This is a genomic window from Sulfitobacter sp. TCYB15 (assembly GCF_040435955.1).
In the GTDB taxonomy this organism is placed as follows: domain Bacteria; phylum Pseudomonadota; class Alphaproteobacteria; order Rhodobacterales; family Rhodobacteraceae; genus Sulfitobacter; species Sulfitobacter pontiacus.
This window is the reverse complement of record NZ_CP159193.1, coordinates 1,838,818-1,856,642: the sequence shown is the minus strand read 5'-3', so window position 1 is coordinate 1,856,642 and position 17,825 is coordinate 1,838,818. Positions and strand designations below refer to the sequence as shown.

General features: G+C 59.5%; 14 protein-coding genes. 7 read left to right on the top strand and 7 right to left on the bottom strand.

Annotated features, from left to right (window positions below):
* Positions 1-34 precede the first annotated feature (34 nt).
* Together ABM428_RS08855 and ABM428_RS08850 are read left to right on the top strand one after the other, a co-directional pair.
* Positions 35-481, top strand: coding sequence for an RDD family protein (locus ABM428_RS08855; protein ID WP_005853312.1), 447 nt, complete (start codon positions 35-37; stop codon positions 479-481).
* 67 nt (positions 482-548) lie between these two features.
* Positions 549-1,370: an arginyltransferase gene (locus tag ABM428_RS08850; RefSeq protein WP_132996663.1), complete on the top strand. Its 822-nt coding sequence runs from the start codon at positions 549-551 to the stop codon at positions 1,368-1,370.
* Positions 1,371-1,468: 98 nt separating this feature from the next.
* On the opposite strand, the gene ABM428_RS08845 is transcribed toward ABM428_RS08850, so the two are convergent.
* The 3 genes from ABM428_RS08845 to ABM428_RS08835 form a co-directional block, all read right to left on the bottom strand.
* Positions 1,469-3,823 (bottom strand): TRAP transporter large permease subunit, encoded by a 2,355-nt coding sequence (locus tag ABM428_RS08845; RefSeq protein WP_005853308.1) that lies wholly within the window; start codon positions 3,821-3,823, stop codon positions 1,469-1,471.
* Between the two features lie 15 nt (positions 3,824-3,838).
* Positions 3,839-4,807, bottom strand: a complete 969-nt coding sequence (locus ABM428_RS08840) for a TRAP transporter small permease subunit (RefSeq protein ID WP_005853306.1) — start codon at positions 4,805-4,807, stop codon at positions 3,839-3,841.
* Between the two features lie 141 nt (positions 4,808-4,948).
* Positions 4,949-6,037: a TRAP transporter substrate-binding protein gene (locus tag ABM428_RS08835; RefSeq protein WP_005853304.1), complete on the bottom strand. Its 1,089-nt coding sequence runs from the start codon at positions 6,035-6,037 to the stop codon at positions 4,949-4,951.
* A 260-nt stretch (positions 6,038-6,297) separates the two neighbouring features.
* Here ABM428_RS08835 and ABM428_RS08830 point away from each other — a divergent pair, with 260 nt between their 5' ends.
* The 4 genes from ABM428_RS08830 (at position 6,298) to ilvN (ending at position 11,120) form a co-directional block, all read left to right on the top strand.
* Positions 6,298-7,701, top strand: a complete 1,404-nt coding sequence (locus ABM428_RS08830; RefSeq protein WP_348655767.1) for a cache domain-containing protein — start codon at positions 6,298-6,300, stop codon at positions 7,699-7,701.
* Positions 7,702-7,734: 33 nt separating this feature from the next.
* Positions 7,735-8,397: a response regulator transcription factor gene (locus ABM428_RS08825; protein WP_132996665.1), complete on the top strand. Its 663-nt coding sequence runs from the start codon at positions 7,735-7,737 to the stop codon at positions 8,395-8,397.
* Positions 8,398-8,731: 334 nt separating this feature from the next.
* Positions 8,732-10,483 carry an acetolactate synthase 3 large subunit gene (locus ABM428_RS08820; RefSeq protein ID WP_353627856.1) on the top strand — a complete coding sequence of 584 codons (1,752 nt, stop codon included), beginning with the start codon at positions 8,732-8,734 and terminating at the stop codon, positions 10,481-10,483.
* Positions 10,484-10,559: 76 nt separating this feature from the next.
* A complete protein-coding gene (gene ilvN, locus ABM428_RS08815) occupies positions 10,560-11,120 on the top strand; it encodes an acetolactate synthase small subunit (protein WP_005853297.1) in 561 nt (186 codons plus the stop codon).
* 43 nt (positions 11,121-11,163) lie between these two features.
* On the opposite strand, the gene ABM428_RS08810 is transcribed toward ilvN, so the two are convergent.
* Positions 11,164-11,508 (bottom strand): hypothetical protein, encoded by a 345-nt coding sequence (locus tag ABM428_RS08810; protein WP_064215740.1) that lies wholly within the window; start codon positions 11,506-11,508, stop codon positions 11,164-11,166.
* A 209-nt stretch (positions 11,509-11,717) separates the two neighbouring features.
* Between ABM428_RS08810 and ABM428_RS08805 the strand changes: the two genes are divergently transcribed.
* Positions 11,718-12,500: a helix-turn-helix domain-containing protein gene (locus ABM428_RS08805; protein ID WP_005853292.1), complete on the top strand. Its 783-nt coding sequence runs from the start codon at positions 11,718-11,720 to the stop codon at positions 12,498-12,500.
* Positions 12,501-12,503: 3 nt separating this feature from the next.
* Here the strand turns inward: ABM428_RS08805 and ABM428_RS08800 are convergent, their stop codons facing one another.
* The 3 genes from ABM428_RS08800 to ABM428_RS08790 all read right to left on the bottom strand — a co-directional run bounded on the left by ABM428_RS08800 (position 12,504) and on the right by ABM428_RS08790 (position 17,812).
* Positions 12,504-13,916, bottom strand: a complete 1,413-nt coding sequence (locus ABM428_RS08800; protein ID WP_353627855.1) for an amidase — start codon at positions 13,914-13,916, stop codon at positions 12,504-12,506.
* A gap of 116 nt (positions 13,917-14,032) precedes the next feature.
* On the bottom strand, positions 14,033-15,157 hold the full coding sequence (gene prfB, locus ABM428_RS08795; RefSeq protein ID WP_009826942.1) for a peptide chain release factor 2: 1,125 nt from the start codon (positions 15,155-15,157) through the stop codon (positions 14,033-14,035).
* A 102-nt stretch (positions 15,158-15,259) separates the two neighbouring features.
* Positions 15,260-17,812 carry a penicillin-binding protein 1A gene (locus ABM428_RS08790; protein WP_132996667.1) on the bottom strand — a complete coding sequence of 851 codons (2,553 nt, stop codon included), beginning with the start codon at positions 17,810-17,812 and terminating at the stop codon, positions 15,260-15,262.
* Between the last annotated feature and the right edge of the window lie 13 nt (positions 17,813-17,825).

The following is a 17,825-nucleotide window of genomic DNA, read 5'->3' as shown; positions in this document are numbered from 1 at the left end:
GGGGGGGGCCGATTTTCTCAAGGGACAGGACATGATGACCCCCACCACCCCCGATCCATTCGACCAGCCTGAATTCTATAGCGGCATTCCGACCAAGCGGTTCATGGCTTGGGTTGTGGACGCCCTGCTGGTGCTGATCGCCAGCGTGTTGATCCTGCCGTTCACCGCCTTCACCGGCCTGTTCTTTTTCCCGCTGCTGATGCTGATGGTGGGCTTTACCTACCGTGTCGCGACACTTGCCAGCGGGTCGGCCACTTGGGGCATGCGCCTGTTCGGCATGGAGTTGCGCACGGCGCGCGATGAACCGCTGGATCTGGCCTCGGCGTTTTTGCATACCTCGGGCTATACGGTCAGCGTTGCCATGATGCCTTTGCAGGTGATTTCGATCATTCTCATCTGTGCGACCTCGCGCCATCAGAGCCTGAGCGACGTGATCCTCGGCACAGTCCCGCTGAACCGTCGTGTCGAAAGCGTGAACTGACCCAAACTTGTGCTTGGCGCGCTTTGGACCAGTTGTTAGAATTTCCTCCGAACAACAACGGATTTTCATGCGCCATACACTTCCCATCGCTCCGCAGTTCTATGTGACTGCGCCCCAGCCCTGCCCGTATCTGGACGGCCGGATGGAACGTAAACTGTTCACCGCGCTGCAGGGCGACTCCGCGACCAAGCTGAATAACAGCCTGTCGGGGCAAGGCTTCCGGCGGTCGCAGAATGTACTGTATCGCCCGTCTTGCACGGATTGCGCGGCCTGTCTGTCAGCGCGTATCAACGTCGCCGACTTCACCCCCAGCAAAAGCCAGAAGCGCACGATCAAGCGCAACGCGGGGCTGACGCGGCGGGCGACGTCGCCTTGGGCCACGGAAGAGCAATACGACCTCTTCCGCATCTATCTTGACAGCCGCCATGCGGACGGTGGCATGGCCGATATGGATGTCTTCGAATTTGCCGCGATGATCGAGGAAACCCCGATCCGCAGCCGTGTGATCGAATATACCGATACCCAAACCCGCGAGTTGATTGGCGTCTGCCTGACAGATGTGCTCGATGACGGGGTGAGCATGGTCTATTCGTTCTACAGCCCTGACCGGCCCCGCGACGGGTTGGGCAATTACATCATCCTTGACCACATCGAAATCGCCCGCGCGGCGGGTCTGCCTTATGTATACCTGGGCTATTGGGTGCCCGGCAGCCCCAAAATGGGCTATAAGGCCAAGTTCTCGGGGCTTGAGGTCTATATGGGCGGCGCGTGGCAGAAGATGCGCAACCCCGATGATTTCGAACCCGAACAGCATCCGCTGAACACCGACCCGATTGCCGAACAGGTGGCCAATATCGCCCTCCCCGATCTGAGCCCCACCAAAGGGTAAATCGTACCGCTGCGGCATATTCGACCGCTGTCACCCGCTGAAACGAAAAAGGCACCCCGCGGGGGTGCCTTTTGTTTTTGTGGAGGCCTGACCCCAGATCAGTTGGGGATCAGGTCCGGCACGATGGTCACGATGACCGGGAACATCCACAACAGCGCCAGTGCCCCGACCTGGATCAAGACGAAAGGAATGATCCCGCGGTAGATATGCGAAGTGGTGACGCTCGCGGGGGCTACGCCGCGCAGGTAGAAGAGCGCGAAGCCGAAGGGCGGTGTCAGGAACGACGTTTGCAGGTTCACCGCAATCATGATCGTCACCCACTTCGGGTCGAAGGTGCCGCCGTAGATCACCGGCCCGACAATCGGGATCACGATGTAGATGATCTCGAGGAAGTCGAGCACGAAGCCCAGCACAAAGAGCACCAGCATCACGATCAGGAAGACCGTCAGCTCGTTGTCGAAGCTTTTCAGCCACTGCTGGATGTAGTGTTCGCCACCAAAGGAGATCACCACAAGGTTCAGCAACTGCGACCCGATCAGGATGGTAAACACCATCGAGGTCACCTTGGCCGTCTCGCGGACCACGGGGCTTAGCACGCCCGAGGTATAAAGGATCCAGCACGAGAACAGCAGACCGAACACCGCGTATAGATACGCGCCATAGGCGACGAAGAAGGCAAACCAGCTTTCGACGCTCACGCCCTCTTGGTTGATGCGCAGGTCAAAGTTCACGCCGACAAGGATCGCGATCAGGATGGCCAGGGTGGACCAGATGATCACCTTGGGCGACCGGTCCATATCCTTGAGCTTGCGATAGGCGGCCAGCATGATCGCGCCACCTGCCCCCAAGGCCGCAGCGGGCGTCGGGTTGGTGATCCCTCCAAGGATCGACCCCAGGACCGCAACGATCAGGACCAGCGGCGGGAAGACCACGCGGATCAGCTCGTTACCGGCGCAAAGCTTCAGCGCATAGACCACGCCATACATGACAGCCACGAAAGGCAGCGCCATCAGCAGCACCATCGCGCCCGAGGACGTGGCCGGACCGACCAGCAGGATATCGACCAGCAGTGTCAGCACCAGACCGATGCCACCGATGATCAGCGGCCGTTTGTCCGCCGATGGGGCGACACCGCGACCGGTGGTCATCACCAGCGCCAGCAGGATCAGGATGATCGCAACACCGGTCCCGATCGGGGCGGCATTGGCGATCTTTTCAGCCTGCTTGGCGGCCAGCGCTTCTTCGGTCAGCTTTTCGCTGGCCTGTTGACCGCCCGCCGCCTCGATCGCGGCTTGCTCGGTTACCGCTTGATCCCATGCGCTTTGCCCGTGCAGTTCGATCATCGCGGCCTGACAGGCCTCGCCTACGTTGGTGCGCAGGCTGGCACCCTGCCCGATGTCGCTAAAGCTGGACACAACAGTCGACTGGCTGCCCACGATGCCAAGGTTGCCCAGAACAATCGTGCCCACGATCAGCAGGGCTGGCATGCCAAGGAACCAGGTAAAGCCTTCGCCCCGTGTGATGGGTTCGGCATTGGTCGCCCCCATCGGCACGGCGGGGGCTTTTTCAGGGTTCAGCAGCGCATAGACAAAGGCGTAAAGCGCATAAAGCAGCGCCAGCATGATCCCCGGCAGCAACGCGGCCTGGAACAGTGTCCCTACAGACACAACCGCGGGCTGGCCCAAGTAGGTCAGCGCATCGGTACAGCCTACGGCGGTTGCACGCGCTTCCTGGGCGGCGGAGTATAGATCGCCCGCCAAAGTGCCCAGAAGGACGATAACGATAGACGGCGGAATGATCTGGCCCAAAGTACCGGAGGCTGCGATGACGCCTGTCGCGATTTCAGGCGAATAGTTGTTGCGCAACATCGTCGGCAGCGCCAGCAGCCCCATGGTGACAACCGTCGCGCCCACGATCCCGGTAGAGGCCGCAAGAAACGCGCCCACAACCACAATCGACACCGCCAGACCGCCGGGCAGCGGGCCGAAGACGCGCGCCATAGTGGTCAACAAGTCGTTCGCGATCTTCGACCGTTCAAGCGTGATGCCCATCAGAACGAACATCAGAACCGCCAGCAACGTCTCGATCGACTGCCCCGCCAGAACGCGTTCGTTCATACGGTTCACGATAAAGCTGACGTTCCGGTCCAGCGCGACTTCCCAGCCTTGGGGGAAGACAGATTCACCGATCAGCGGCAAATCCGGATAGCGGAATTTCGATACCGCGTCATTGGGAACGCCCGAGTTCACCAGATCGCGATAGGCTTGCGACGATTGGTCAATCGCCTGATGCACCATCAGACCCGCACTATCGAGTGCGGCGATGATACCGAAAGAGATGATGCCAGCACCGCCGATGGCAAAGGCCACCGGGAAACCGGACAGGATGCCGCCAAAGAGGCAGGCAAAAACAATGATCAGGCCAATTTCGACCCCGTCGAGACCAAATAGCATGGGACGCCCCTTGAATTAATGTGTGCCCTCATAGGCTTCTTCGCCCTCGCCCAACGTATCGCGGTCGAGATATTTATCTTCGCTTTCAGGCCCTTCACGGAACTCTAACAAAGCGCGATAAAACACTGATATTGCTTGCAAGATCACCATTGCGCAGAAGGCACACAGCAGGATCTTGAACAAGAAGTAGCCGTTGAACCCGTTGGGCGAAAAGCCGATGGTTTCCACGTTCCACTTAAGCAAGCGCGCCTTGCGCAGCAGCAGCTCCAACCGGTCAGAGGCCGATGGGTTCGGTGTCACCAGATGGCGCCACAGGAAGAACCAGCCATAAAGCCATGTGACAATCGCAAAGGGGATCATGAAGAACAGCGCGCCGAACATGTCGATCACGCGCTTGGTACGGAATTTTGCGCCGGCATAGAAGAGGTCAACGCGCACATGCCCGCCTTGTACAAAGGTGTAGGACACACAAAGACATACGACCAACGCATTGAAAAGCTTCAACTCTTCCGCGAACCAGCTGATGTCGAACTGCAGCGGAATACCAAAGCCGATAGAGATATCAGGCCGGGTGAAAATACGTTGCATGAAGACGATGATGATCTGTTGCAGCACCATCAAAAGCCCGGCCCAGGCAAAGAAACGCCCGGTGACATTGGCGAAGCCTTCAAGCCCGCGCACACATCCCCACATAAAACTGCGTTTCCAGATGCCGACAGCCGTGACAATCAGCAGTCCGACGAGCAAGACAAAGAACAGCTCTACCGAGGCACCGTAATAGATGAACCGCATCAAGGCTTCGCTGTTGGACCAGTCCAGCCACATGGACGGGTTCAGCACCGCTGCAAAGAAATTGTAGAACGCTTCAAGTAGGTTGCCCAGAATGAAGCTGATCAGGTTGCCTTCTTGGAATTGGTCCAAGCAGCTGATCTTGGCCCCTTCCGCCGCGCGGAAAAATCCAGCGCATACTGCATCTTCTGCCATTGATATCCCCCCTTCGCCCGCCCGGTTTCAGTGTGGGCTTGGTGCGAAAATTATCCTCGCTTTGCGCGCCCGTGTTCCGGATCGCAAAGTCGCGTGTGGGGCCGCCCAAAGGCAGCCCCCCTGTCATCCCGTGGGGATGGCTTACATTTTGCCCAGAACGCGCTGGCGCTGTTCGACATAGTAGGCGTCGGATTTGGACAGCCATTCAGCCGATGCGGACAGCGAGGATTCAAAGCTGTTGCGGATGTCGGCGAACAGGGAGTCGTCCATGTTCTCGTCCATAACCTCTTTGGAGGCCGCACCGAATGCATCCCAGACATCATCGGGGAACTGCATGGTTTTCACGCCCTGCTGCTGCAGACGCGCCAAGGCGGCACCATTGTTGGCCAGTGTTTCGGCCAGACCGGTGTGCGTGGTCGCCATCGATGCGTATTCGATGATCTTCTGCTGTGCCGGTGTCAGGTCGTTGAACACATCAAGGTTGACCGATGCGGTCAGGCCCGACCCTGGCTCGTGGAAACCAGCGGTGTAGTAGATCTTGGCGACTTCCTGGAAGCCCGCGCGCTCATCCGCGAAGGGGCCAACCCACTCCAGCCCGTCAAGCGCGCCGGAGGACAGCGCCTGATACAGTTCGCCACCGGGGATGTTCTGAACAGACGCGCCCAGTTTACCCAGCACCTTGCCACCCAGACCGGGCATACGGAATTTCAAGCCGTTGAAGTCCGCGGCAGAGTTGATTTCCTTGCGGAACCAGCCACCGGACTGCGAACCGGAGTTACCGGCGAGGAACATCTTCATGTTGAAGATTTCACCGATCTGGTTGTGCAGGTCATGGCCGCCACCGTGCAGATACCAGTTGGTCAGCTCTTGTGCTGTGGCACCGAAAGGCACGGCGGTGAAATACGCCAGACCGGGGTGCTGGCCGATGAAGTAGTAGTCAGCCGCGTGATACATATCCGCCTGACCGGAGGAAACCGCGTCAAAGACCTCGAACGCGCCGACGAGCTCGCCCGGGGCTTTCTTTTCGATGGTCAACGTGCCGTCAGACATCTCGTTAACCATGTTGTTGAGGTAGGTCGCGGCGTCATCAAGCACGGCAAAGCCACGGGGCCATGCGGTGACCATGGTCAGCGTGCGTTTGCCTTGGGCGTACAGCGGTGCGGCCAGTGTCGATGCAGCGGCGGCAGACCCGCCAAGCGCGGATGTCTTCAGAAATGAACGACGGTCCATATTGGATACTCCTCCCGAGTTATATGAGGGTGCCCGCGCTTCATTATATGCGCGCGGGTCATTTCAAGTGTCGTTCACTCTACGCAAAAGCGAATGGTTGAAAATACCAACTACTGCGTAGAGGGTGCAGATTTACCGCCCAAATATGCGGCAAATGTCCCGCCGCACCTGCCATATGTTGTGCATACACGCGTATAGCGGGTGATTTGTGACTGCATCTAGCACTTTGATTCGTGTGGATTTCCCAGTATCAGCGCTGCATGCGCCGCCCGTCTTTCATGATCGCCCCCACCTACGCCCAAAAGCTGACGCTCATCGCCTCTGTGCCGCTGGTGCTGGCGGTGACGGCGATTGCCTTTGTCGTGGCATTGCAGGCGCGCGCGGTGGCCGACCGCGAGATTTCAACGCTCGAGCAGCAGTTGCTGGACGCCAAGAAGGTAGAGCTGCGCAATTATGTGACACAGGCGCGCAACGGCTTTTACTTCGTCTACGGGTCCGCCTCTCCTGATGACGGGGCGGCGAAATCGCAGGTGGCGCAGATCCTCGCGGCGATGATCTATGGCGAGGAAGGTCAGTTCTTTGTCTATGACTACGACGGCACCGCCCTTGTCAGCCCGCGCCAGACCGACCGGATCAACCGCAACTTTGCCGGCGAGACGGACAGCGACGGCACGCCCGTGGTGGACGAGCTGATCCGCATCGCGCGTAGTGGCGGCGGGTATCACACCTATATGTGGCCCAAACCCTCTACCGGAGAGGATGCGCAGATGATCACCTATGTCACCTCTTTCCCCAGCTGGCAGTGGGCCGTGGGGACGGGTGTGTTCATCGACGACGTGCTTGCCAGCGGGGCCGCGGCGCGATCCGATGTGCAGGCGCGGGTGCAACGTACGTTCTTCTATATTGGCGTTATTACGGTGACCGCCCTGCTGCTGGTGTTTGGCACGGGCATGCTGGTCAACCTGCGTGAACGGCGGCTTGCGGATGCGAAGCTCAAAAAGCTGACGCAGCGGGTATTTGACGCCCAAGAGGAAGAGCGCGGCCGCGTGGCGCGCGAACTGCATGATGGTATCAGCCAGATCTTGGTGGGGGTGCGCTATGCGCTCGACAACGCGCGACGCCGGCTGGAAAGGGGCGACGCCCGCGCGGCAGAGCCTTTGGCAAAGGGGATCGACAGCCTTGCACAATCAATCGCCGAAGTGCGCCGCATCAGCCGCGACCTGCGCCCCAGTATTCTGGATGATCTGGGCCTTGGTCCCGCGCTGAAAACGCTGGTCGAACAATTCGCCCTACGCACTGGTATTCAGTGCCGCTTCGACACCGTGGTCTTCCGCAACCGCCTGGACGACGAGGCTAAGATCGCGCTTTACCGGATCGCGCAAGAGGCGCTGACCAATATCGAACGTCACGCCCGCGCTACCGAAGTCATCGTCGATCTGCGCGGTCACCGACAGGGCGCGACGCTGTCGATCTCTGACAACGGGCTGGGGCTGGCCAAGACACGCTCCACCGCCGGAGGGTTGGGCCTGCGCAATATGCAAGAGCGGATCGAACAACTAGACGGTACGCTGACCATGCAAACCTCTGCCCAAGGCGGCACCGAGATTACCGCCACCGTCCCGCTGACCCATATGCTGCGCCCGCCGCCCATTGCCTTGCCCTGAGCCCTGATATTCTTCCTTCCCGAAAGCTGCCCAATGACCCTTTCAGACACCCAGCCGCCCGAGTTGATCAAAGTGATGATCGTGGACGATCACCCGATGGTCGCCGAAGGCATCCAGTCCATTCTTGAAAGCTATGACGATATCAATGTGGTCGGCTGTCTGCCCAATGGCCGCGCCGCGATCGAGAGCGTCGCGGAACTGGACCCAGATGTGATCCTCATGGACCTCAACATGCCAGAGATCGGCGGGCTGTCCGCGACCGAGATCTTGCTGGAACGCCAGCCCGACACCCGCATCGTGATCCTGTCGATGCATGATAACCCCGAATATATCTCTTCGGCGCTGAGCCACGGTGCCATGGGGTATATCCTCAAGGATGTGCCGACAGACGAGATCAAGCTGGCGATCGATACGGTGATGCGCGGCGAACGATATCTGTGCACCGGCGCGCAGGGCTCGCTTGAACCCAAGGATGCCGCACGTGAATCCCTGACCGAACGCGAACAGACGATCCTGTTGCAGCTGGCACAGGGGAAATCCAACAAAGAGGTCGCGCTGACCTTGGATATCTCTGTGCGCACCGTCGAAACCCACCGCAAGAATATCAAGCGCAAGCTTGGCATCTCTTCCACCGCAGGGCTGACGCGCTACGCGATGGAACACGGCGTGCTGCAGGGAACCGGAGTGCGACTCTAGCTGATATCGGCCCGAGAAATGCCCCCATTTTTGCAAAAATTAGAAAATTCACGATTTCGCGCAATAAATGAAAAGATTTTTTGCACCCAGCGACACTTTTATCGACAATAGAGCATTGACGCCCCTTTGTGGCGCTCATAATGTCCATGCACGCAATGAGGGGCCTTTGGCTATGACAGATCTAGCTTTGACAGATATCGTCGTCATTCTAAGACACACGCGCATGGGCCGGTAACGGCAGACCATAATAGTCACCATGCGCCCCCGTCAAAATCGGGGGCTTTTTTTTGCGCAACGTATTTTTTGATAAACCACCGCCTGACGGAGCACCAAGATGACACGTAAAATGACCGGAGCGAAAATGATCGTTCAAGCCCTGATTGATCAGGGTGTCGATACCGTATTTGGCTATCCCGGCGGCGCTGTCCTACCGATCTATGACGAGGTGTTCCAACAAAACAGCATCAAACACGTGTTGGTGCGTCACGAACAAGGGGCGGTGCATGCCGCCGAAGGCTATGCGCGTTCGACCGGAAAACCGGGCGTTGTTCTTGTAACCTCGGGCCCCGGTGCCACCAATGCGGTGACCGGCCTGACGGATGCCTTGCTCGATTCCATTCCGCTGGTGGTCCTGACAGGTCAGGTGCCGACCTTCATGATCGGCTCTGACGCGTTTCAAGAGGCCGATACCGTTGGCATCACCCGCCCCTGCACCAAGCACAACTGGCTGGTGAAAGAGACCGACAAGCTGGGCGGCGTCCTGCACGAGGCTTTCCACGTGGCCACCAGCGGGCGCCCCGGCCCCGTTCTGGTCGACATCCCGAAAGACGTGCAATTCGCCACGGGGGAATACACGCCCAAGAAGCCGTCCACCTCGCATTACCAGCCGCCCGTCAAAGGCGACATGACCGAGATCACCGAACTGGTGGCCGCCATCGAGACCGCCAAGCGCCCGATATTCTATACCGGCGGCGGCGTCATCAACTCCGGCCCTGCGGCGTCGCAACTTCTGCGCGAATTGGTCGAGGCGACAGGCTTTCCCATCACCTCTACCTTGATGGGGCTTGGCAGCTATCCGGCGTCGGGTGACAAATGGTTGGGGATGCTCGGCATGCATGGTCTTTACGAGGCCAATATGGCGATGCACGACTGCGATCTGATGATCAACATCGGCGCGCGCTTCGACGACCGGATCACCGGCGTTGTCGACATGTTCAGCCCGAAATCCAAGAAAGCGCATATCGACATCGATCCCTCGTCGATCAACAAGATCATCCGCGTGGACATCCCTATCGTCGGCGACGTGGGCCATGTGCTTGAAGACCTGCTGAAGGTCTGGAAATCGCGCGGCCGCAAGACAAACACCGAAGCCCTTGGCAAATGGTGGAAGAAGATCGAGGAATGGCGCAATGTTGACTGCCTCAAATTCGAGCAAAAAGGCAAGATCATCAAACCGCAATACGCGCTCTCGCGGCTTGAGGCGTTGACCAAAGGGCGTGACCGCTATGTCACCACCGAGGTGGGCCAGCACCAGATGTGGGCCGCGCAATACCTTGGTTTCGAGGATCCGAACCGCTGGATGACCTCTGGCGGGTTGGGGACGATGGGCTATGGTTTCCCTGCGTCCATCGGCGTGCAGATGGCGCATCCTGACGCGTTGGTCATCAACGTTGCGGGCGAAGCGTCTTGGCTGATGAATATGCAGGAAATGGGCACCGCCATGCAATATGGCCTGCCGGTGAAACAGTTCATCCTGAACAACGAACGCTTAGGCATGGTCCGCCAGTGGCAAGAGCTGCTGCACGGCGAGCGCTATTCCCAAAGCTGGTCTGAATCCCTGCCCGATTTCGTCAAGCTCGCCGAAGCCTTCGGGGCCAAGGGGATCATCTGTTCGGACCCCGACGATCTGGACGACGCGATCATGGAAATGCTCGACTATGACGGTCCGGTGATCTTTGACTGTCTGGTGGAAAAACACGAAAACTGTTTCCCGATGATCCCGTCGGGCAAAGCGCATAACGACATGATGCTGGCCGGTGTCGATACACAAGGTGTGATCGACGCCAAAGGATCGGTCTTGGTCTAAGCCGCCAACGGCACAAGGAAACACATCGGCGCGGGGTCGCGCGCCGAGATTGAACAAATCTTAGAAGGACAGTGTCATGTCAGCCCTAAAGATCAAAAAAGGCTCCAACAGCCATTCCGCCTATAACCTACGTCCCAATTTCTCGGATGTGATCGAACGCCACACGCTGGCCGTACTGGTCGAGAACGAACCAGGTGTGCTGGCGCGCGTCATCGGTCTGTTTTCGGGCCGTGGATACAACATCGACAGCCTTACCGTGGCAGAGGTCGACCACACAGGCCACCTTAGCCGCATCACAATCGTCACTTCGGGCACGCCGCAGGTGATCGAGCAGATCAAGGCGCAGTTGGGGCGGATTGTGCCAGTACACGACGTGCATGACCTGACCGTCGAAGGCCCCGTGGTCGAGCGTGAGCTTGCGATGTTCAAGGTGAATGGCACCGGCGACAAACGTGTCGAAGCGCTGCGTCTTGCGGATATCTTCCGCGCCAACGTTGTCGATAGTACCTTGGAAACATTCGTATTCGAGATCACCGGCGCGCCCGAGAAGATTGACGCATTTGCCGAATTGATGCGCCCCTTGGGGCTGGTGTCCGTGGCACGGACGGGTGTGGCAGCCCTGTCGCGCGGCGACTGATACGCTAAGGTGGCAGGTTGACGTCTGGCCGGCTCCGGCCGGACTAGGCCTGACCGCGGTGACGGAACTCTACCGGCGGGGCGGCTTTTGGGCGGAATGGAAGCACCTCGCCGCCGGTTTGCTTTCGCGTAATGCCGGCGGAATGGCGCAGCAGTTTGTTAGGCAAATCAGCATCCGCCTTGGATCGCACGACCTTGGGGTTAAGCGCCTTACGCAATTTGGCCTCGTGGTAGACCTCGAACTGGACCAGATCACCAGCATCGAAACAGCTTGTCGTCTGGTTCACTGTCGCGGGGTCACCCTGGAAATATGCAAGGTCGCCGTGATCCTCGCACCAGAACACAGCTTTGTTGGCTCGGGCATCGCTCCAAAGTACCACACCGTACATTTAACTGTTCCTTCCAGATGCTTGCAGACATGAGAGATAATCATGTCATTTTTACAAATTGTCGATTTTTTTACGAAATCAATTTGTGTCGCGCGCACCGAAATTTGACGCTGAATAGCGTCATTAAACAGCCCTATATTGCAAATCTCCTTGCAAATTCGTTCAAAGGTTGTGAAGTTTAGTTCAATTAATTTTAACGGACTGATTTCATGACGAACCCCGCCGATATCAGGACAATTTTCGGGTCAAATTTAAAAAAACTTTCAGTAGGTTACCCCTCCATCACCTACCTCGCGCAGGAACTGGGGATCAATCGCACACAGTTCAATCGATATCTGTCGGGGGAAAGCTTTCCGCGCCCCGATATTCTGGACCGGATGTGCAAGTTTTTCGACGTTGATGCGCGTGTCCTTCTGGAGCCCTTGGAAGAGATCAAGAAGATCGAACCCACCCCCCCGGATTTCATGGGCGACTTCATCGTTTCGGGCGCGCTGGACCTGCCCGAAGCCACGTTTCCCAGCGGTTTCTACCGTTTCTCGCGTCGTAGTTTTCTTTACCCCGAGAAATTCGCCTTGGGATTGGTTATGGTGTTTCGCAGTGGCCGGCATACCTATCTGCGCGGCTACGAGGCCCCTCACGCCATGCGCATCCAAAGCCTGCCCACCCATTCGGAATTGCGCGAATATCGCGGCGTGGTGCTGCAGCAGGAAGAAGGCATCGCCATTATCGCCTCGCGGCGCGGCGCGATGACCTCTTCGTTCAATTATCTGGGGCGGATCGCGTCGTTCAACAATAATTTCTGGGTCGGATATATCACCCGCACGGTGCCGGAAAATTCGATCGGGCTGCGGGCGACGCGGCTGGTCTATGAATACCTGCCGCAAACCCCGTCGGCCGTGTTGCAGGCCGCCCGCTTGAAGGGGCTGTGCGAGGCAAGCGATCTTGAACCCTTTCACCGCCACCTTCTGCGCACCGAATTCGCCTTTGAATGACCGCTACGCCAGCGGCGGCGGGCGCATCTGGGGCCACTGCGTTGCCGCGTGCCACTGTTGCGCCAGTTGAAGCAGCGCCGTATCGCTGCCCCGCGGTCCGATCATCTGTAGCCCCGCAGGCAGCCCCCCTGCGCCGAAACCGGCGGGGATGTTGACAACCGGCAGCCCCACCAGACCGGCAGGCACCACGACCTGCATCCAGCGGTGATAGGTATCCATGTCCCGTCCGGCGATCTGTGTCGGATGCACCTGATCCACGTCAAAGGGCCAAAGCTGCGCCGAAGGCAGCACCAGCACGTCAACCTCGTCAAACAGCGCGGTGACACGGCGATACCAGTCCGACCGCGTCAGGCTGGCTTGCTGCACCTCCTGCCCCGTGAACCCGAGCCCGCGCTCGATCTCCCATTGAGCGGCGGGCTTGAGCTTGTCGCGGGTTTCCGGATCGCGGTAAAGCGCGCCCAAACCGGCAGCAACGGCAAAAGATCGCAGCGTGGTCCAGCTGTCCCAAATCGCGTCCGCGTCAAAGGGGGCTGGCACAGCGGTCACCTGATGCCCCAGGGCGGCCAGTTGATCCAGGGCCGCTTTGCTCACGTCCTCGATCCCGTCTTCATAGGCATAGGCCCCGCCCCAATCGCCCAGCCACCCGATGCGACGCGCGGTCGACGGGGTGTCCATCTGCGGCAAGCTCGGCGCGGGTGACAGGCCGAGGGGTTGTTTGGGGTCCTCTCCGGTCATCGTGTCCAGCAAAGCCGCCAGATCGCGGGGGCAGCGCGCCATCGGGCCTGCCATGCTCAGCTGATGCAGGAACATATCGCCCTCTGGCTCTGCCGGTACTGTGCCCCAGCTGGGGCGCATGCCGTAGACGTTGTTCCAGCCCGCGGGGTTGCGCAGACTGCCCATCATGTCGGACCCGTCCGCGATGCTCAGCATCCCCGTGGCCAAAGCAGCCGCCGCCCCGCCCGAAGACCCGCCAGCCGAACGTGTGTGGTCATAGGGGTTCCGCGTCGGGCCATAGACGGGGTTAAACGTATGGCTGCCCAACCCGAATTCAGGCGTGTTCGTCTTGCCGATGATGATTGCCCCAGCCGCGCGGATGCGGCTCACGAAGACGCTGTCCTTCTGGGCAATCGTTCCGGCGAACAGCGGTGATCCCTTGGCGGTTGGCAAGCCTTTGGCATCGGATAAATCCTTGATCGCAATGGGAATACCGTGCAGCCATCCGACCCGAGGCGTGGCATCGGCCCTATCGGCTTCGGCCAAAAGCTCCGCGCGCGGGCGCAGCGCGACGATGGCGTTGACCGCGCCGTTCACGGCGTCGATGCGCTCTAGCGTGGCCTCCATCAAAGCGCGCGCCGTCAGGCTGCCGTTCGCCAAAGCCTCCGATTGGGCCAAGGCCCCGATGTCTAGTATGTTCATGGCCGAGCCCTCCGTTCGGGGTCATAGAACGGAAGGCCGCAGCGGGATGCAAGGGGCGCCGGCAAAACTGCTGCACGAGACAAGGCCGCCCGCGCGCAGTTGCCTGATATTTGGCCTTAGCCTTCTTGCGCCTCGGCGCGGGTCTTGCCCGACACGGCAAGCGCCAGCGCGGCCCCCATCAACCCGTCAAGGTCACCATCCAGCACCCCTTTGGTATCCGAGGTTTCAAAGTTGGTGCGCAGGTCTTTGACCATCTGGTAGGGCTGCAAGACGTAGGACCGGATCTGGTTGCCCCAGCCCGCGTCGCCCTTGTTTTCATGGGCTTCGTTGATGGCCGCGTTGCGGCGGTCCAGCTCCATCTGATACAGCCGCGATTTCAGCGCCTTCATCGCGATGTCGCGGTTCTGGTGCTGCGATTTCTCAGAGCTGGTAACCACGATGCCGGTGGGGTGGTGCGTGATCCGCACGGCCGAGTCGGTGGTGTTTACGTGCTGACCACCGGCCCCCGAGGACCGATAGGTGTCGATGCGGATGTCGCTGGGGTTGATGTCGATTTCAATGTTGTCGTCCACCACCGGATACACCCAGATAGAGGTAAAGGACGTGTGCCGTTTGGCGGCGCTGTCAAAGGGGCTGATCCGCACCAGACGGTGCACACCGGATTCCGACTTGAGCCAGCCATAGGCATTCGGACCGCTGATCTTGTAGGTCGCCGATTTGATCCCCGCCTCTTCGCCGGGGCTTTCGGATTGCAGCTCGACCTTATAGCCCTTTTTCTCGGCCCAACGGACATACATGCGCGACAGGATATTGGCCCAGTCACAGCTTTCGGTGCCGCCTGCCCCCGCGTTGATTTCAAGGAAGGTGTCATTCCCGTCGGCCTCGCCGTTCAACAGCGCTTCCAGCTCTTTCTGGGCGGCTGTCTCGGCCAGCTTTTTCAACGCGGTCTCGGCCTCTGCGATAACCTCGTCGTCGCCTTCCATCTCGCCCAATTCGATCAGCTCGATGTTATCGGCCAGCTCTTGTTTGATGCCCTCGTAGGTGGCGATGGAATCGACCAGCGCCTGACGGTCGCGCATCAGTTTTTGCGCCGCATCGGGATCATCCCACAGATTGGGGTCTTCGACACGGGCGTTGAATTCTTCCAGACGGTATGGCGCGGTTTCGACGTCCAGACGCTGTGCCAACAGCTCCAGCGATTTGCTGATCTTATCCGCTGTATTTTGTGCATCTGCGCGCATGGTATCCTGCCTTTAAATAGATCGCGGCCCCGAATAGCCGGGGCCGCGTTTCAAATAGACCAGCGCCGCAACTTGGGCAAGCGCTGTAGAATGGGGTCGGGCCTAGTACAACCCGCCGGAGCTGATGCTGCCAAAGCTTGCCTTGGGTCCGACACGCGCCTTCTTACCGGTAGAGGTTGTGACCTCGCGCGCGCCGCCGCCGGCTTCTTCGACCAGCGGCAGATCCGCACCCATCGCAAAGCCACCATCAAAGGTGATCCCGAACAGCGGCTCTTCGCCGTCACGGAAGTATTCGGCCACAACGTTGGGACCTGCGGCGCTGTCAGACAGACGCGCACCGGTGAAGCGGTCGATCTTGATGAAGTGACCGCCGGGGGGCACTTCGAAGGGGCCGCCGCCGTATTTCTTGATCGCTTCGCTCATGAACCGCTGGAATACAGGGCCACACATCCCCGCCCCATAGGCACGACGCCCCAGCGAGCGCGGATTGTCAAAACCGATATAGCAGCCCGCCACGATATTGCTTGAGAAGCCGACGAACCAGACGTCTTTGGCGTCGTTGGTGGTGCCGGTCTTGCCCGCGATTGGCACGGGCAGGTTCACCGCCCCACGCGCCGTGCCGCGATCCACCACGCCCTTCATCATCGATGTCAGCTGGTAAGCCGTGATCGGGTCCATCACCCGTTCGCGGTTCGAGATGATGCGCGGCCCCACACCGGGGGCCAGCGTTTCTAGCTGGCAATCGTTACAGATGCGTTGGTCGTGTTTGTAGACAGTGCGGCCGTAGCGGTCCTGCACACGGTCCACCAGCGTCGGCTGCACCCGTTCGCCACCATTGGCGAACATCGCATAGGCCGACACCATCTGGTAGAGCGTGGTTTCCTGCGAACCAAGCGCGTTGGCCAGTACCGGCGAGAGGTTGTCATAGACGCCGAACCGTTCGGCATAGTCGCCAACGGTGTTCATCCCGACCTCTTGCGCCAGACGGATGGTCATGAGGTTCCGCGACTGTTCGATACCCGTCCGCAGGGGCGTCGGCCCGTAGAACTTGTTCGACGAGTTTCGTGGCCGCCACATGCCTTGGGGTGTGTTGATCTCGATCGGGGCATCCACAACGATGGTCGCAGGGGTATAGCCGCTGTCCAATGCCGCGGCATAGACAAAGGGCTTGAAGCTCGACCCCGGCTGGCGTTTCGCCTGCGTCGCACGGTTGAACACCGACGCCTGATAGGAGAAACCGCCCTGCATCGCGATCACCCGCCCTGTATTCACGTCCATTGCGACAAAGCCGCCCTGCACTTCCGGGATTTGACGCAGGGTCCAACGGATGAACGACCCGTCACTATCCGCCGTCATGCGGCGCACCAGCACCACGTCGCCGACCTCAAGCAGGTCAGCGGGCACTTGGGCGCGGTTGCCGAGCTTGCCGTTCTCAAGACGTTTGCGCGCCCATTGGACATCCTTGGCGGGGATGAAATGACCGTCTGCGTCCTCGTCCACGCCTTCGATCCCGATGCGGGCGGCGTCATTGGTCAGGCTCAGCACCACGGCGGGATACCACGGGTTTTCCAGATCAACGTCACGTGGCACACGGGTGTCCGACAGCGCTTCGCGCCAATCTGCCTCGGTGGTCAGCTTTTCGGGCGCAATCTTCTTGCCGGTGCCGCGGTAGATACCGATGCCGCGGTCATATTCCTCAAGCTGCTGCTGCAAGGATTGTGCGGCAATGGGCTGCATCTCATTGTCGATGGTCGCACGCACGGTCAGACCGCCGGTAAAGAATTCGCCCTCGCCGAAGTTCTCGGACAGCTGGCGGCGGATTTCATCGGTAAAGTAATCGCGTGGCGGCAGTTCGGCCTTGAAGCTTTCAAAGTCCCCGTTCTGCACCGATCGCAAAGGCTGTGCTACCTCGGTCTCGTAGACAGCGGGGGTGATATAGCCGTTTTCCTTCATCTCGCGCAGCACGAAGTTCCGGCGTGACAGCAACCGGTCCTTGCGGCGCACAGGATGATAATCAGACGGCGCTTTGGGCAGCGAGGCTAGGAACGCAGCCTCATGCGGGGCCAGCTCCCCCAATGTCTTGTTGAAATAGGTCTGCGACGCGGCGGCCACACCGTAGGAGTTCTGGCCCAAGAAGATCTCGTTCAGATAAAGTTCAAGGATCTTTTCCTTGGGCAGCGTTTCCTCAAGCCGTGCGGCGAGGATGATTTCCTTGATTTTCCGTTCGGCCCGACGGTCGCCGGACAGAAGAAAGTTCTTCATCACCTGCTGCGTGATGGTCGATGCCCCGCGCACGTCCTTGCCCCTTGTGCGCACCGCATCTACGGCCGCCGCCCCGATGCCGCGCAGGTCATAGCCTTCGTGGGTATAGAAGTTCTTGTCCTCGGCCGAGATGAACGCCTGTTTGATCAGCGGCGGGATCGTGTTGGCCGGCGCGAACAGGCGGCGTTCCTTGGCGAATTCGTCAATCAACCGCCCCTGCCCCGAATAAATCCGGCTGATCGTCGGGGGCGTGTATTGCGCAAGGGATTCGTGGCTGGGCAGATCGCGGCCATACATCCAGAACACCGCGCCGATGGTCAGCGCGACCATACCGATGCTCATGGTGAGGGTGGTAAAAATACCCCCGAAGAAAGACAGGATCAAACGAAACACGGCTGGCAGTTCC

What these genes read in the sequence shown, in the direction of transcription:
- ABM428_RS08855 (WP_005853312.1), top strand. Translation starts at nt 35, where the DNA reads ATGACCCCCACCACCCCCGATCCATTCGACCAGCCTGAATTCTATAGC.
- ABM428_RS08850 (WP_132996663.1), top strand. Translation starts at nt 549, where the DNA reads ATGCGCCATACACTTCCCATCGCTCCGCAGTTCTATGTGACTGCGCCC.
- ABM428_RS08845 (WP_005853308.1), bottom strand. Translation starts at nt 3,823, where the DNA reads ATGCTATTTGGTCTCGACGGGGTCGAAATTGGCCTGATCATTGTTTTT.
- ABM428_RS08840 (WP_005853306.1), bottom strand. Translation starts at nt 4,807, where the DNA reads ATGGCAGAAGATGCAGTATGCGCTGGATTTTTCCGCGCGGCGGAAGGG.
- ABM428_RS08835 (WP_005853304.1), bottom strand. Translation starts at nt 6,037, where the DNA reads ATGGACCGTCGTTCATTTCTGAAGACATCCGCGCTTGGCGGGTCTGCC.
- ABM428_RS08830 (WP_348655767.1), top strand. Translation starts at nt 6,298, where the DNA reads ATGCGCCGCCCGTCTTTCATGATCGCCCCCACCTACGCCCAAAAGCTG.
- ABM428_RS08825 (WP_132996665.1), top strand. Translation starts at nt 7,735, where the DNA reads ATGACCCTTTCAGACACCCAGCCGCCCGAGTTGATCAAAGTGATGATC.
- ABM428_RS08820 (WP_353627856.1), top strand. Translation starts at nt 8,732, where the DNA reads ATGACACGTAAAATGACCGGAGCGAAAATGATCGTTCAAGCCCTGATT.
- ilvN (WP_005853297.1), top strand. Translation starts at nt 10,560, where the DNA reads ATGTCAGCCCTAAAGATCAAAAAAGGCTCCAACAGCCATTCCGCCTAT.
- ABM428_RS08810 (WP_064215740.1), bottom strand. Translation starts at nt 11,508, where the DNA reads ATGTACGGTGTGGTACTTTGGAGCGATGCCCGAGCCAACAAAGCTGTG.
- ABM428_RS08805 (WP_005853292.1), top strand. Translation starts at nt 11,718, where the DNA reads ATGACGAACCCCGCCGATATCAGGACAATTTTCGGGTCAAATTTAAAA.
- ABM428_RS08800 (WP_353627855.1), bottom strand. Translation starts at nt 13,916, where the DNA reads ATGAACATACTAGACATCGGGGCCTTGGCCCAATCGGAGGCTTTGGCG.
- prfB (WP_009826942.1), bottom strand. Translation starts at nt 15,157, where the DNA reads ATGCGCGCAGATGCACAAAATACAGCGGATAAGATCAGCAAATCGCTG.